This window comes from Dermabacter sp. HMSC06F07, from assembly GCF_001807345.1.
In the GTDB taxonomy this organism is placed as follows: Bacteria; Actinomycetota; Actinomycetes; order Actinomycetales; family Dermabacteraceae; genus Dermabacter; species Dermabacter hominis.
Genome location: NZ_KV788570.1, coordinates 152216 through 166657 on the forward strand (window position 1 = coordinate 152216; position 14442 = coordinate 166657).

Sequence of the window (14442 nt, forward strand, 5' to 3'; positions counted from 1 at the left end):
TACCACAACTTGTGGGGTGGATGACATACTGGGCGAGACCGAAAGGACTGCTGACATGCCGATTTCCGTGATTCTGGGTGCCGACGTCGGAGCGACCCACACGCGCCTCGCAATCGAGGGAGCCGATGGGCAAACTGGCGAGAGCTTCACGCCGGTCCGCGTCGAGGGCGCGGGCTTCAACGTGAGGTCTTCCGGGCCCGACGCGCTCGAGCACTTCGAGCAGACACTTGCGCGCGCCTTCGCCCCACTCGACACCGGTAGCACCCTGGAAAAAGCCGTATTCGGCATATCCGGAGCGGGCCCCGCCCGCCACGAGCGCATCGAGGCGCTCGTGCGTGAGGCCGTTGTCTCGCAAGCGGCCTCTCACCACATCCAGGTCGATCCCGCCAACGTTCGTGTCGTCGATGACCTCTGCACGGCATTCGCGAGTGCCTTCCCGGCATCCGCGTCACGACCCACTGGCGTTCTCGTTCTCGCAGGCACCGGCGCGGCAAGCGTGAGCTATGTGCGGGGCGTGGAGTCGGTGCGCCGCGATGGCATGGGATGGCTGCTAGGAGACGTCGGCTCAGCCGTGTGGCTCGGCAAGCGCGCTCTCGAGGCAGTGGCGGCGGACCTCGACGCGCGCGGGAGCTCGACAGCCCTCACCGACCGTGTATGCGCGGCGCTGGGCTTCAACCCACGTGACACCGCGGCCCAGCTCGACCCGCGCCAAGCGCTCATCCGTGAAGCCTACGACCTGACCCCGGCCGAGTACGGGCGTTTCGCCCCGATCGTGACCGAGCTCGGTCACTTCGGCGAGGGCGAAAGCGACGAGGTCGCACGCGAGATCGTCGCGCAAGCCGTGGAAAGCCTCCTCGAGGGGGCCCTTGCGCTCGCGGATCCTCTTCGCGGTAATTCACCCGTAAGTGTCGTTCTCGCCGGTAGTGTCCTCACCGCTCGCGGGCCGATTGGGGATCTCATGCGCTATGCGCTCGAACGCGAGGGGTTTGACGTGCGTCAGGCTGACTCGCCGCTCGAAGGCGCGCTTGCGCTAGCGCGCGCGGAAACTCGCCTTCAGAAGGCGTAGGTGCGGGAGAAGAACCGAGCGCTCTCGCGCGCGCTGGGCACTCCCGCATCTGGATCAGCGCCGGCCTCAACGAGCACCTCGACCACGTCGTCGAAGCCTTTGAATACGGCGCCAGCGAGCGGGCTCTGGCCGCGGTCGTTGAGAAGGTCGACGTCCGCGCCGTGCTCTGCAAGCAGCTTCACGAGTGCCGCGTGGCCGTGGTAGGCGGCAAGCATGAGCATGGTGTTGCCGTCTGCATCTTGCATGTTGAGGGGAATTCCCGCCTCGATAGCGGGGCGGAGAATATCGAGGTTCCCCTCGCGTGCAGCGTCCATGAGGGCGCGCGCGAGTGCGGCGGCCTCATCGGCGTCGGCGTCGGCGTCGGTACCGGGCTGGGGCGCGGTGTTTTCACTCATGCCACAAGCGTAGCGATGATGGGCGCGGCCAGCAGGACGATCCCGAGTCCCACGCCCCACGCATCGTGCCACGTGAACTGCGCACTATGGACCCACGTGCGCCGTTGCGCCGTCGCGAAACCGCGCGCGTCCATCGCGAGCGCTTGGATCTCCGCGCCGCGCAGCGTCGAGACGAGAAGCGCAAACGTTGCACCGGCGTAGAGTGCGAAGGAGTTGCGCTGCTGGATGCCGCGGATGCGGCGCGTAAAGACGATGTCGCCCCACTGCGAAAACACGTGTCCGAGCCGCGCGAGGCCCGCACTCATTGCTGCCGCGAAACGCGCGGGAACATGACACTTTTGGGCGAGAGCCTGACCGAAGCGGGTCGGGTCCAGACCTTCAAGAAGGATCGCGCCGGGGCCGACCATGGCGAAGATTCTCAGGCCCTCGACGCCGGCGCTCTGCCATGTCGACAGTTCGCCGAGTGGCCTGCCGGAAAGAATTCCGGCCGACCACGCGATGGTGAGCGCCGCGAGCACGATTGGTGCAAGGCGCGTCATGAGCCGGGCTGGAGTGCGCCAGGCGAGAGGGATGAGCGTGAGCGTGAGAATGGTGCCCGTGAGCGTCGGCGCGAGCGTGTGCATTCCGAACGATCCCGCGAAGGCTAAAGCGGCGATCGCGAGGATCGTGAGTGGATTGAGCTTATCGGCAGCGACGGCGCGCGGCGGGTGGGGAACGCGCGGGATCGGGGGAGCGGGGGACGGGTCCGACGGTTGCTTGCACGCGATACTCTCTCGGAGATCGTCACGCCCCGGCGCTGCCTCGAGGGCAATGACTCGGTCGCACGCGCGCACGAGCCGCTCGTCATGCGTGGCCGCAAGGACCGCGCGGCCGCTGACGAGTGCGCGAGCAATGAGCTCAGCCACTGCACCAAACGCCGCGTCGTCGAGGCCCACAGTCGGCTCGTCGAGCACGAGAATGTCGCGGCCCGAGGCGAGTGCCGTCGCGAAGGCGAGGCGACGCTGCTCACCCCCTGAAAGCGTGAAGGGGCCGGCGGATTCGAGGTGAGCGAGGCCTGTCGCCTCGAGCCACGCCCGTGCGGCCTCATCGTCGTTCGGATCCTCGGCGCCAGCTTTCACCTCGTCGAGGACGGTGCGGGCGACGAGGCTCTGCTCGGGGTTTTGTGGGAGCCATGCGGCTCGAAACGGCGCTTTCTTCGCTGCGCGCTTACCCCTACCCGTACGTTCGCGGGTCTCCTCGAGAAGGTAGCGGATCAAGGTGGACTTGCCGATGCCACTTGGACCCGTGAGCGCGGCGAGCTCTCCGTTGTAAAGCTCGACGTGAACGGGGCCGGCAAACAGAGTGCGGCCTTCGAGCGTCGCGGGAACCTCGAGGTCAATGAGAGCGACCCTCTCGCTGCCTCCTCGCAGCGATTTTTGTTCGCTGCCGAGCGCACTTTCGCCACGAGAGTCGTCCGCGCGCCATGCCCCCGCGGGAGCGTCCTCAAGTATCTGACCGCCCGCACCTATGCGGATGACGCGGTCGACGTGGTCGCGCCAGAGCTCCACTTGGTGATCCGCAACGACGAGGGTGAGGCCCTCCGTTGCTTCGCAAATGGCGTCGCGTACCGCGAGTGCCGTCTTGGCGTCGAGCATTGCAAGCGGCTCGTCGAGAGCGATCGCCCCGGCACCCGTGGCGATCAGGCCCGCGAGGGAGAGACGCTGCTGCTGCCCACCAGAAAGATGGTAGGGGTTGGCATCGAGCGGAGAGGAAAACGCGGCCGCGGCGTGTGCGTCGCGCACTATCGCGGGCATACGTGCAGGATCAATGCTCGCATTTTCCGGGCCGAAAGCGGTATCGATTCCAGTCGTCGCGCCCACGAACGAGTGGACGGGATTTTGCACCATGAGGGCGACGCCCGGCACGGGAGATGCCTCGGGGAGCGGGGCCGAGGGGTCTATTCCCTCCGGCGGGTCCTCTGGAATGAGGCCGCTCAGGGCCTTGAGAATCGTTGATTTTCCCGAGCCGCTCGCACCCGTGAGGAGAACGCGTTCACCCGCATCAATCTGGAGGGAAAGGCCAGAGAGAACCGGGGCCCTACGCCCCGGTGGCGTATAGGTGAAGTCATCGATCCCCACACCCACGGCACGGCGGGTGGAGGCAAGCATCGGGCTCTCACTCACCGCTGTGCGGCCTCCTCACGCCCTGGTGCGAAGTTCCCGAGAGCCCCGGTCTTCGCAAGCGCGCGCACGATTGCCGGTGCCGGCAACGCAAGCAGGATGACGCCAGAAATGATGAACAGTGCGAGGTGGGCGAAGCGGAACGGCATGGCCCAGCTCGGGAAGAACACGAACTGCTCCCAAATCCACTGCAAAACCATCGAGATCCAGGCGCCTGCGAGAACCCACTTAAACGACGGCTTCGCGTATTTCGTGGCGGCACCCATGACCTCGAAGCCGATCGCAACGATCGCGCCCGAGATGAGCACCGTCCACCCGAAGTGCGAGCCGAGAAGTGCCTCGATGACCGCGCCAATCCACATCGTGCCAAGTGCCGAACCCGGTTTGCGAACGATGAGCATCGAGAGCGCCGCCGGCAGAGCCCACGGACCCGCGGCGATGCCCTCACTGGGCGGGAAAAGCGAGAACACGGGCTTGAGTGCGCCGAGACCGGCGGCGTAGGCAAAGAACGCGACGCCCGCGATCAGGCCCATCGATACAACAACGAGAAGATCGATGGTGCGGTAGCGAAGAGTGGAATGGTTATCAGGAGCAGCAGTGGTCATCATGCATCGATTCTAGAGCCGTCACGCGGGGCTTGAGAGACGGCAAAGTCCCTGCCCACCGGAAATTGATTGAGCGCGCCGGCCTTCGCGAGTGCCGTGACGATAGCGCGCCCGAGGGCGGCGAGAAGCGTGAGGGCGCTGATCCAGAAGAATACGAGAAGCATGACTTTGTAGCCCGCAGACCACGAGGGGAAGTACGCGATGATCTCGTAAAGCCATTCGAAGAGGGTCGACAGAAGCGAGCCGCCAATCACGACCGCTGCACTCGTACTCGCCCACCCCGAGAGCGCGAACGCGATCTCGAAACCCGCGCCCTGGATGAGGCCGGAGATAAGCGCGCCGACACCGAAGTGGCTGCCGAGGAGAGCCTCGAGGCACGCCGCGATAATTTCCGCGCCGAAGGCAGCGCCTGGGCGGCGAACGATCAACATCGCGACGAGAGCAGGAAGGCACCAGAAGCCAGTGAGGAGGCCCTCGAGCGGGGGGAACACCGCGGTGAGAGGGGCCACAAGGTTGTACAGATGCGCGTAGCCGGCAAAGGCGACCCCGAAGGCTACGCCGACCATGACGATCACGACGAGATCAATCGTGCGGTACTTAATGCGCTCGGAAAAGCCCGCTCGCGCTGTGCGTTGATCAGTCATCACCACTCCTTCCACTCGGAAGGGGCATGCCCGCGAAGCGGCGTGGCCGCGGCATGCGAGAAATCCCGACTCCCTACGCCGGTGCTAACCGGATCAGGTTCGAGGGTCAGCGCCCTTTGCGCACTCTCAGCACCGGTCGGTGCTCCCCTGTCTGTTGGATGACGCCCACAAGTGTACAGGCAGGTGAGGGCAGGGCCGCGAGTGCTCAGCGCGCAAATGTGATGGCCTTCGCGATCGCCTCGGCGACCTCGCGCGGGCGCTCGGGGCTGAGCAGGTATGCCCCTCCATCTCGGCCGATGATCTCCACGAGCTCACCGCCGCGGGTGACCGCAAACCGCGTGTCGGCCTGCGGCCCCACAAGCTTGCGAGGTTTGAGCGGCGCCACCGGGCGCACCTCATCCATGCGGGAAACCGCGACTTCGGCGCGTCCTAGTCCAATGTTGCCCACGAGTGAGCCGACCCGTTCCGGTGCAACGACGCGGATCTGCACCGTGCGGAAATTCTCGAGCGGCCACGTGGACCGCGCGAGGAAACCACCGAGCTTCGGCGTGAGGCCGCGCTCGTCTACGACGAACCCGATCGTCGTGCGCATCCACGCCCATAGTGCATACCCCGCGAAACCGATCGCGAGGAGGGCGGCGGTGCCGAGTCCGGGGTCGCCAAAGGTCAGCAACACGAACAGGCAGATTGCCGCGCCGATCACGAGGGTGAGGATGACGCGGGTCCACGCGACCCGCCCCGGCCTCACCCTGCCCTTATACGGAGTGAGGTACTCGTGCTTGTGTGCCATCGTCTACCAGATGCTCACGCGGCGCTCGGGAGCGAGGAACAGGCCGTCGCCTTCCTTCACGCCGAAGGCGTCGTGGAACGCGTCAACATGGCGCACGACCCCGTTCGCGCGGAACTCCATGGGCGAGTGCGGGTCGATTGCGAGGCGACGAATGGCGTCGGCCTCGCGGTTCTTGCCGCGCCATACCGCACCCCACGAAAGGAAGAGGCGCTGGATGCCCGTGTAACCGTCGGACCCCACCTCGTGTGCCGCTTCGCCAACCTCATTGAGGTAGGCCTTGAGCGCGATCGTGAGACCGCCGAGGTCGCCGATGTTCTCGCCGATCGTGAAGGCGCCGTTCACGTGATGCTCATCTGAGAGGTCGCGCGGGCTCATCGCGTCGTAGTCGGCGATGAGCGAGCGCGTGCGCTTCTCAAACTCTTCGCGGTCCGCCTCGGTCCACCAGCTCTTGAGTGCGCCGTCACCGTCGTACTTGGAGCCCTGATCGTCGAAGCCGTGGCCGATTTCGTGGCCGATAACCGCGCCGATCCCACCGAAGTTCACGGCATCATCCGCATCGATCCCAAAATACGGCGGCTGAAGGATCGCCGCGGGGAACACGATTTCGTTCGCGCCAGGGTTGTAGTAGGCATTGACCGTCTGCGGGGTCATGTGCCACTCGCCGCGATCCACGCCCCGCCCAAGCTTTGCGATCTCGTAGTCATGGGTAAACGTCGCGATGTTTCCGACGGTGGCAAGGAGTGAATCGGGATCAATGGTGAGGCTCGAGTAATCCCGCCAGGTCTCGGGGTGGCCAATCTTCGGCGTGAACTTCTCGAGTTTCGCGAGGGCCTTTTCGCGGGTCGCCGGGGTCATCCACTCAAGCGAGGAGATCGACTCGCGGTAGGCGGTGATGAGGGCCTCCACGAGGTGCTCCATGCGCTCCTTGGCCTCGGGCGGGAAATAGCGCGCCACGTATGTCTCGCCGACGGCCTCGCCGAGGGCAGCCTCGACGAGGCTCACGCCGCGCTTCCAGCGGTCGCGGATCTCGGCGGTGCCCGAAAGTGTGGCGCCGTGGAAGGCAAAGTGGGCATCGACGAACTCGTCACTCAGGTAGGGCGCAGCGGCGTCGATCGCGTGGAGGGCGAGCCACGCGCGGAGGTTCTCGAGGCTTTCGCTCGACCACAGCTTCGAAATGGCCGCCGTGTACTCAGGCTCGTTGATGTTGATGGTTTCGACCCACTCGGCCTTCGCGCCGGCGCCCTCGAAGTAGGCGCTCCAGTCGAAGCTCGGGAAAGCATCGGCGCGCTCGGCGACGCTCATCGGGTTGTTCGATTTCTCGCTGTCGCGCCTGCGCACAACATCGACGTGCGCTTTCGCGATGCGGGTCTCGAGATCCATGACGGTTTCGGCCAGTGCGCGAGCATCGCCGTCGGGGAGCCCGGCACGCCCCGGGAGCTGCGCAAGGTCGGCAAGAGTCGCGAGGTAATCAACGTAGGCTTCGCGGATCGCCCGGTACTGCTCGTCGCGGTAGAACGATTCGTCGGGAAGGCCGAGGCCCGCTTGGGTGATCTGTGCCTGGTAGCGCTCCGGGTCGTTGGCGTCTGTCCACACGTACAGAGCGATGATGCCGGTGGGGGCCGTTGCTTCGCCAGTGAAGCTCGTGAGCGCTGAACGGTCGGCGAGGCTGAGGATCCGCTCGAGCTGCGGCTCGAGGTCGCGCGTGCCCACCTCGTTCAAGCGAGCCTCGTCCATGAAAAGTTCATAGAGCGCGCCGATCTTTCCCTCATTCGAGTCGGCCGGGGCGTTCGAGGCCGCGGCCTTTTCGATGATGCCGCGTACGCGCTCCTCAGACAGATCGTGCAGGCGCATGAATTCCGAGTAGCTCGGCTTATCGGCTGGGATCTCAGCCGAGGCGAGCCACGCGCCATTGATGAAGCCGAAGAGGTCGTCCTGCGGACGAACGGACTCATCAATCTGGGTGAGATCGAGGCCGGTCTGGGATGCGGGCGAGGTCATGTGTCTCCTCCGGGATAGGGAAAATCGGAATGTCCGACGGTTGCCTCCACCCTAGCGATCCGCGGTTTGGGAAGGGTGGATGTGTCACGTTACGGTCCCGAAAATCTGAGCGAGCGTGCCTGGATTCCTAGAATGAGGCCGTGCCAGCTTCATCTTCTTCCCGCGTCTCTTCACTATCTCTCGTGCCCGGACTCGTGCCGTGCGGGCTCGTTTCAGTCCTTGCACTCGTTGTGAATCGTGCCCTGCCGGCAGTGAGCCCGCTTCTCATCGCGATCGTGCTCGGTGCGCTCCTCACGAACATCTGGACAATTCCGGAGTCGTGGAGCGCGGGTATCACGTTCGCGTCGAAGAAGCTCTTGCGTGTCGGGATCGTGCTGCTCGGCTTGCAGCTCGCGGTAGGGGACATCCTTTCGCTCGGCTGGCGTGTGATCGTGGGCGTCATCCTCGTCGTCACCCTCTCGATCCTCGGCACTCTCGCCATGGCGCGCGCCCTGGGCATCAGCCGCCCACTGTCGATCCTGATTGCGTGCGGCTTCTCGATCTGCGGTGCGGCCGCCGTTGCCGGCGTTGAAGATATCGCTGACGCTGACGAAGAGGAAGTCGCCACCGCGATCGCGCTCGTCGTGCTATTCGGCACCCTTATGATCCCGCTCGCGCCGCTTGCCGCGCACGCGATGGGCATGGGAGAGAGCGCGGGCGGCACGTGGATCGGGGCGAGCACTCACGAGGTCGCCCAGGTCGTCGCCGCCGCAGGAGCCTACGGGGCCTCGGCCCTCTCGGTCGCGGTGATCGTCAAGCTCACGCGCGTGGTGCTCCTCGCCCCCGTCGCGGTCGCGCTCTCCCTCGCAGCACGCTCGCGCGGCACGCTGCGCGAGGGCACAAAACGTCCACCGATCGTGCCACTTTTCGTCGTGGGCTTCCTCGTGATGGTTGGTCTCGGCTCGCTCCACATCATGCCCCCGCAGGCGCTCGCGGGAGTCAAGCTCTTGCAGACCGGGCTCCTCGCGGCGGCGATGTTCGCGCTTGGGCTCGGGGTGAAAATCAAGGGGTTGATCAGCGTCGGCGGGAAGCCCGTTCTCCTCGGTGCCATGAGCACCGTCTGGATTGCCCTGCTGGCGCTCGCCATGGTTGCGTTCTCGGGAGCGATGGGCGCGTAGCAAGCGTCGGAACCGCCCCTCCGCACCCGGTTTTCTCCACCCGAGTCGGCGAGGATGAGACAGAGCAATTTAGGAGAGCGCGGCTATTCCTGGCGCGAGCACGAAAATGACCGCGAGCGCGGCCGTCACGATGCCGATAGCGAACGGGGCGAACGCCCACGGAGAGGTCTTGCGGCGCTGCGGGCTCAGGCTCTGCACGATAAGCGTTGAAAGGCCCGAGGCGATCGAGAGAACGATCGTCGCGACCGTCATGATGGGGGCCGCTGTCACGAGCGTGCAGGCGCCAAGCTGGAACAGGAATAACCCTGCGATGTCGAGGAAGCGTACGCACATTGCGCGCCGCACCGAAATGCCGCCGTCGAGAACGCTGAGGACAGTCTCCTTCGACCAGTCCGAGGGCTGCGTGATCCGCCGGCGAGAGGCGGCAAGTTGCACGGTCGCGAGGGCCGCCCACACGAGCATCGCTCCCACCCCGATCCACAGGCCGAGCGCACCAGTCCACTGCCAACTCAGGGTCACGAGGGCAATCAGGCAGACGAGCAGTCGCACGAGTTCCTCAATCGCCACACGGCCCACGAGGAACCATGGCGAGCGGGTCATCGCCGCACCTTTCTTAGTCCCCACCATGCCCGCCACAAGCATGAGAGCGAGGTGAACGAGGCCAAGGCCGATGCCGAGGAACAGAACGCCCGGTGAGGTCGGTGTCGCCGCGAGACTCGCTGCAGCGAGCACGAGAGCGAGAATAGGGGTGAGCAGCGAAAGTATGGCGAAACCACGCCCGAGCGCGTGAACAATCTCGTTGCCCGTGGGGCCGTGGTCGTGGTCGCTGCCGCACGAGCAACGATCAGTGCCGGGATCCACGTCGTGGGCGGGCTCAGGCGCTGTACTCACACAATCTCCTTGGTCAGCCGGGTACCGGATGCGCCTTCCAAGCGTAGTGAGCCGATGCGCATTTGCCCATTGGGTACAGGAAAATGCGAGAAACGCGGCTTAAACTGGCGTGACCGGTGTGCGCAGGGCGGCGCCAACACCACCCGTGCGCACGCCGCACGAGTCTTCACGGCAACGAAAGGGGATTGAAATTGTCGAACATCGCCCCTTCAACCGAGGCTACGGCGGCCCGGGAACCTGAACGGCCGCACGATCCGCACAGCCTCAGCAAGCAGCAGCGCGAACGCGCACTCGGCGCGGTACTCGGCGCTGCCACGGGCGACGCGCTCGGAGCGCCCTACGAATTCGAACCTCCCATTGCGGATTCCGACGACGTGGCCATGACCGGCGGCGGGCAGCTCGGCTGGAAGCCGGGGGAGTGGACCGACGACACGGCGATGGCAATCGTCATCATGCGGGCGGCCGCCCACGAGATCCACGGTGATTCGCTCACGAGCGAAAGTTCCCTCGACGCGATAGCCGCCGGCTGGTACCAGTGGTCGCGAGAAACCCCCGACATCGGGATCCTCACCTCGAACGTGCTGCTCGCCGCCCTCGAGACCGCGCAATCACACGGCAACAGCGTGCCTTCTGGCCGTGACATGCACGAGGCTGCCCGTGCGATACACAAAGCGCAGCATCACACCGCTGGCAACGGCGGGCTCATGCGCGCCTATTCAGTTGTTCTGCCGTACCTCCTCGCGAGCGAGGACGAATTCGAGCGCGCCGTTGTTTTCGTCAACACGCTTACGCACGTCGACCTCGAGACGATCGAGGCGGCAGTCCTGTGGAGCTTCGCTATTCGTCACGCTATTCTCACCGGCGAGCTCACGATCGATGCCGGCCTTGGCCGGCTCACGCCTGAACGCCGCGACTATTGGAAGGGCCTCATCGCCGAGGCACACAGTGCCCCGCCCGCATATTTCGCTCGAAACGGGTGGGTCATTCACGCCTTCCAAGGAGCGGTTTCGGCCCTATGCCACGCGGGGGATGTTCCCGAGGACAAGTTCGAGCGCCGCGCCTACTTCACGCGCGTCGTCGAAGCGGCGGTGCGCAGTGGAAACGACACCGATACGGTCGCGGCAATCGCGGGTGCGCTCGCGGGCGCCGTCGTGGGGTACAAGGCCATCGATCCCGTGTGGCGGCGTGCGCTCAACGGCTGGCCCGGGTTTACCGAGAAGGACTTGGCGCAACTCGCTCTGGCGGTGCTTGAGCGATTTGGCGCCTCGTGAGTTGCTCCCTCCCTCGAGGGGGTAGATAGGTGCTGAGCGGCCCCGTTGTGGTTTTGCCCCTGCGCGTTTCCGCATTGACGCAAAAGACGGGCGGGAAACAGTGTGCACGCACTGCTTCCCGCCCATGCCGCGCACGAGCGCGGCCGCCCTATGGCGTGACGCTGATGCCTACTCGTCTCGCTGCGCGAGCGCCTGGGCCGGTGCCGTCGCGCTCGCCCGCATTCCGGGCAGAATTGAAGCGAGAACGCCTGCGATGAGCCCGGCGAGCAGAATCATGAGGAGATACAGCCACGGAATTGCCGGGTAGAAGTCGAACTCACCCGCGAGAAGTGAGCGCACGCCGAGCATTCCGAAAGCGGTTCCTAGAAGCACGCCAACGAGTGAGCCCAGGAAGGCAATGAAAATACCTTCCCATACGAGCATCGCGCGGATCGCGCCCTTCGAGGTGCCGAGCGCACGCATCAGGGCGTACTCGCTTGAACGCTCGATCACGCTCAGGCTGAGAGTGTTCGCGACGCCGACGATCGCGACCACGACGGCAACCGCAAGGAGCGCGACGGTGATCGTGAGGAGCGTCTGGATCACCGTTGCCATCACCTCGCGCTGAGCCCCATCGAAGGACTGTGCCGTGACGGTCTCGGGAGGCAGCTGATTAGAAAGTTCACTCAGCGCGCCGGTGAGTTGGATCGACGTGGTGTGAGCCCTCTGTGGAGAATCAGGAGCGGCAAACTTGACGAAGACCGCTTTGCCTACATCGATCCCAAGCCCATCGAGGGTTTCGGGGGCCACCAGGGAAATTGACAGTTTCCCCTTGACACGGACGGTGACTTCGCGTGCACTTCCATCATTCGCGTTGACAGTGACCGTCTCGCCGTCGTGAACATGGAACCGTTCCGCGCGAGCCTTGCCCATGTGCAGCTCTCCGGGCGGTGGAACCTCGATCGAGTCCGACGTCGCAACCTCCTGCAGGTCCTCCGCCGAGGGGGCGTATACGGTCATCGCGCCCGCGTCGAATGGCAGTTCTGCCGTGGGGACCTGGCGAGCGGTGTCCACACCCTCGGTCTTTTGAACCTTCTCGAGGAAACCAGCGGGAAGGTCGGTGGCGGCAATGATGGTGTCGACAGGGACGCGGTCAGTGATGTCATGCTCGAATGTGTTTTGAGCGGTCACCGCACCGGAGGCCATTGTCGCCATGAGAGTGGTGCCAATGATGAGCGCCGACATCGTGATGCCCGTGCGTTTCGGATGTCGCGCAAGGTTCAAAAATGCGAAGCGTGCGCTCGTGAAACCGAGGGCGGAGGCGAGTGCGTTGCCGAGTTTCGCCACCGGCGGGATGAGCGCCGGCAGCAGCCCGATCACACCGACAAGAATCGTGAGGCATCCGAAGAACGCGCACAGCATGGAAATCAGGATCATGAACTCGCTGTCTTTGAGGACAATTTCGACGACGAACGAGCCGAGTGAGACAACAACACCGAGCGCAACAACCGCCGAAGCGAAGATCGTGCGAATCAGCGACGCGTGCTTACCGGAGGCGATCTCTGCGGGGCGCAGTGCCTCGAGAGGCTTCACGCGAGACGCGCTGATAGCCGGGAACACCGATGCACAGACCGCGAGGATGAGAGAGGCGAGGATCGGGATGAGAATCGCGAAGATATTCAATCCCGGGACGACAGGCAAAGCCTCGGAATAGGTGAAGCGGCCCACGAGAAGGAGCGCCCACCAGGCGAGGTACGCGAGAACAATGCCGAGAATCGAGCCGATAATCCCGACGAGTAGTGCGTCGCGAACGATCGCCCACATCGCCTGGCGGCGTTTCGCGCCGAGCGCACGCGCGAGAGCGAACGATCGCCTGCGCTGCGCCATCGTCACGGCGAACGAGTTCGTCACGACGAGCGCGCTCGTCGCAATAGCGATCAGGACGAATCCTGCGAGAAGTGCCGAGAGCATGGTCACGACTGTCAACGCCATGAGATTCGCGTCCTGCAGGAATTCCGTGACAGTCGCGGCGTCGTACCCGGCAGCCTTGAGGTTACTCACCAGCTCTTCTTCGCTCACGCCGGGCTTGGCGACGACGGCGATCGTGTAGTAGTCGGAGGCTTTTTCGGAGGCATCTCCTTCAAGAGCTGTGAGGGTGTCGATGCCCGCGGTGCCGAATGTGAGGGTTCCCCCGGGATTGAGGACCTGCGCGAGCTGCGGCCTGCTAATGCCAGCGACGGTGAAGGTAAGCGTCTGGCCGGAGTCGAGCGACTGGACCCCAATCTGGCTTCCAACCTTCAGATTGCGTTTTTTGGCGAACGACGTGTCGACGGCAACCTCGTGGTCTCCACTGGGGGCTTTGCCTTCGACGTAGTGGGCATCAACGCCGGGGCGAACCGTGTCTACCTTGACAAACGTCCCCTTGGAATCGAGTGGGTTCTCTTTGCCTGTCTCCCCCTCGTCGAGTGCGATCGCGAACGTGTTGTCAGTCTTATAAAAGGCGCCGTCGGCACCGTCCACCTTCCCGATGGACTCGGGCGAGGCGGAAGCGGCATCGCCCTCTGTTGTAAAAGCTGGCTGTACGAGGGCGCTAGCCCCCTGAACGGGTCCCGTGACCTGGGCTTTGACAGCTTCGCCCACGAATCCGACGGCGAGGACAGCAATGGCGATGAAGGCGCTCGTAAGCGCAATCGTGATGGCGGCGGCGAGGTGCCTGCGCCGCGGCTGAAGTTTCAGGGTACTCACTGTGCCTGCACCGCTTTCTGGCCGATGTACTCATCGGCGACGATTCGGCCGTCATGCATGCGAAGGATGCGATCTGCCCTGTGTGCAGCGTCGTCTTCGTGCGTCACCATGACGACGGTGTGACCGAGAACGTCGACGCTCTCACGCAAGAAGCTCAGTACGGCCTCGGTCGAGGCCGAGTCGAGGTTGCCGGTGGGCTCATCGGCAAAAATGACAGCGGGGCGCGTGACGAGTGCGCGAGTCAGGGCGACGCGCTGGATCTGGCCACCCGAGAGCTGACTGGGGCGGTGCCCGAGGCGCTCGGCGAGACCAAAGCGCTGCACAAGCATCCCGAACCATTGCTCATCCACCTTGCGGCCGGCGAGTTCAAGCGGGAGAAGAATGTTCTCCTTTGCCGTGAGCATGGGCAACAGGTTGAACGATTGGAAGACGAATCCGATTCGGTCGCGGCGGAGGGTTGTGAGTTGCGAGTCCGAGAGCTGAGTGATGTCGACGCCCTCAACCACGATCGTCCCAGAGTCGATTGAATCGAGACCGGCGAGGGAGTGGAGAAGAGTCGATTTTCCGGAGCCCGAGGCTCCCATGATCGCGGTGAACTCTCCGGCACGGATGTCGAGCCCGACTGCGTTGAGAGCGGTCACCTGGTTGCTGCCGCTTCCGTAGGTCTTGGTGACCCCGCGCGCGCTGACGGCGACGGGAGAGGGGGGAACGGTTGTGGACATGGGTACTCCTCTGGATGTCC

12 protein-coding genes and 1 riboswitch are annotated in these 14442 nt (G+C 64.7%); of the genes, 3 read left to right on the plus strand and 9 right to left on the minus strand.

The window, feature by feature from the left end:
* Nucleotides 1-55: 55 nt before the first annotated feature.
* On the plus strand, nucleotides 56-1066 hold the full coding sequence (locus HMPREF3157_RS01335) for an N-acetylglucosamine kinase (RefSeq protein ID WP_070435297.1): 1011 nt from the start codon (nucleotides 56-58) through the stop codon (nucleotides 1064-1066).
* Here the strand turns inward: HMPREF3157_RS01335 and HMPREF3157_RS01340 are convergent.
* From HMPREF3157_RS01340 to HMPREF3157_RS01365, 6 genes are all read right to left on the minus strand, one after another.
* A complete protein-coding gene (locus HMPREF3157_RS01340; protein WP_070435298.1) occupies nucleotides 1054-1461 on the minus strand; it encodes an ankyrin repeat domain-containing protein in 408 nt (135 codons plus the stop codon). The genes HMPREF3157_RS01335 and HMPREF3157_RS01340 overlap by 13 nt on opposite strands.
* Nucleotides 1458-3623 (minus strand): ATP-binding cassette domain-containing protein, encoded by a 2166-nt coding sequence (locus HMPREF3157_RS01345; protein WP_083288004.1) that lies wholly within the window; start codon nucleotides 3621-3623, stop codon nucleotides 1458-1460. The genes HMPREF3157_RS01340 and HMPREF3157_RS01345 overlap by 4 nt, the downstream gene beginning before the upstream one ends.
* Nucleotides 3620-4228 carry an ECF transporter S component gene (locus HMPREF3157_RS01350; protein WP_083288005.1) on the minus strand — a complete coding sequence of 203 codons (609 nt, stop codon included), beginning with the start codon at nucleotides 4226-4228 and terminating at the stop codon, nucleotides 3620-3622. Before HMPREF3157_RS01350 ends, HMPREF3157_RS01345 begins: the two co-directional genes overlap by 4 nt.
* Entirely contained in the window at nucleotides 4225-4869 is a 645-nt protein-coding gene (locus HMPREF3157_RS01355; protein WP_070435300.1) for an ECF transporter S component, read from the minus strand. The genes HMPREF3157_RS01350 and HMPREF3157_RS01355 overlap by 4 nt, the downstream gene beginning before the upstream one ends.
* Nucleotides 4870-4922: 53 nt before the next feature.
* Nucleotides 4923-5028: riboswitch (TPP riboswitch) on the minus strand.
* 46 nt (nucleotides 5029-5074) lie between these two features.
* The gene (locus tag HMPREF3157_RS01360) at nucleotides 5075-5659 is read right to left on the minus strand and encodes a hypothetical protein (RefSeq protein WP_070435301.1); all 585 of its coding nucleotides are present in this window, start codon (nucleotides 5657-5659) and stop codon (nucleotides 5075-5077) included.
* Nucleotides 5660-5662: 3 nt separating this feature from the next.
* Nucleotides 5663-7657, minus strand: coding sequence for a M13 family metallopeptidase (locus HMPREF3157_RS01365; RefSeq protein ID WP_070435302.1), 1995 nt, complete (start codon nucleotides 7655-7657; stop codon nucleotides 5663-5665).
* A gap of 140 nt (nucleotides 7658-7797) precedes the next feature.
* On the opposite strand from HMPREF3157_RS01365, the gene HMPREF3157_RS01370 reads away from it, so the two are divergent.
* Nucleotides 7798-8814: a YeiH family protein gene (locus HMPREF3157_RS01370; protein WP_070435303.1), complete on the plus strand. Its 1017-nt coding sequence runs from the start codon at nucleotides 7798-7800 to the stop codon at nucleotides 8812-8814.
* 69 nt (nucleotides 8815-8883) lie between these two features.
* On the opposite strand, the gene HMPREF3157_RS01375 is transcribed toward HMPREF3157_RS01370, so the two are convergent.
* Nucleotides 8884-9705: a hypothetical protein gene (locus tag HMPREF3157_RS01375; RefSeq protein ID WP_083288006.1), complete on the minus strand. Its 822-nt coding sequence runs from the start codon at nucleotides 9703-9705 to the stop codon at nucleotides 8884-8886.
* Nucleotides 9706-9896: 191 nt separating this feature from the next.
* Between HMPREF3157_RS01375 and HMPREF3157_RS01380 the strand changes: the two genes are divergently transcribed.
* On the plus strand, nucleotides 9897-10976 hold the full coding sequence (locus tag HMPREF3157_RS01380) for an ADP-ribosylglycohydrolase family protein (RefSeq protein WP_070435304.1): 1080 nt from the start codon (nucleotides 9897-9899) through the stop codon (nucleotides 10974-10976).
* Between the two features lie 168 nt (nucleotides 10977-11144).
* Here the strand turns inward: HMPREF3157_RS01380 and HMPREF3157_RS01385 are convergent, their stop codons facing one another.
* Nucleotides 11145-13700, minus strand: coding sequence for an FtsX-like permease family protein (locus tag HMPREF3157_RS01385; RefSeq protein ID WP_070435305.1), 2556 nt, complete (start codon nucleotides 13698-13700; stop codon nucleotides 11145-11147).
* On the minus strand, nucleotides 13697-14422 hold the full coding sequence (locus HMPREF3157_RS01390) for an ABC transporter ATP-binding protein (RefSeq protein ID WP_061211270.1): 726 nt from the start codon (nucleotides 14420-14422) through the stop codon (nucleotides 13697-13699). The genes HMPREF3157_RS01385 and HMPREF3157_RS01390 overlap by 4 nt, the downstream gene beginning before the upstream one ends.
* Between the last annotated feature and the right edge of the window lie 20 nt (nucleotides 14423-14442).

Excerpts from the sequence above, each read along its gene's own strand:
- HMPREF3157_RS01335 (WP_070435297.1), top strand. The coding sequence starts at position 56 with ATGCCGATTTCCGTGATTCTGGGTGCCGACGTCGGAGCGACCCACACG.
- HMPREF3157_RS01340 (WP_070435298.1), bottom strand. The coding sequence starts at position 1,461 with ATGAGTGAAAACACCGCGCCCCAGCCCGGTACCGACGCCGACGCCGAC.
- HMPREF3157_RS01350 (WP_083288005.1), bottom strand. The coding sequence starts at position 4,228 with ATGATGACCACTGCTGCTCCTGATAACCATTCCACTCTTCGCTACCGC.
- HMPREF3157_RS01355 (WP_070435300.1), bottom strand. The coding sequence starts at position 4,869 with ATGACTGATCAACGCACAGCGCGAGCGGGCTTTTCCGAGCGCATTAAG.
- HMPREF3157_RS01360 (WP_070435301.1), bottom strand. The coding sequence starts at position 5,659 with ATGGCACACAAGCACGAGTACCTCACTCCGTATAAGGGCAGGGTGAGG.
- HMPREF3157_RS01365 (WP_070435302.1), bottom strand. The coding sequence starts at position 7,657 with ATGACCTCGCCCGCATCCCAGACCGGCCTCGATCTCACCCAGATTGAT.
- HMPREF3157_RS01390 (WP_061211270.1), bottom strand. The coding sequence starts at position 14,422 with ATGTCCACAACCGTTCCCCCCTCTCCCGTCGCCGTCAGCGCGCGCGGG.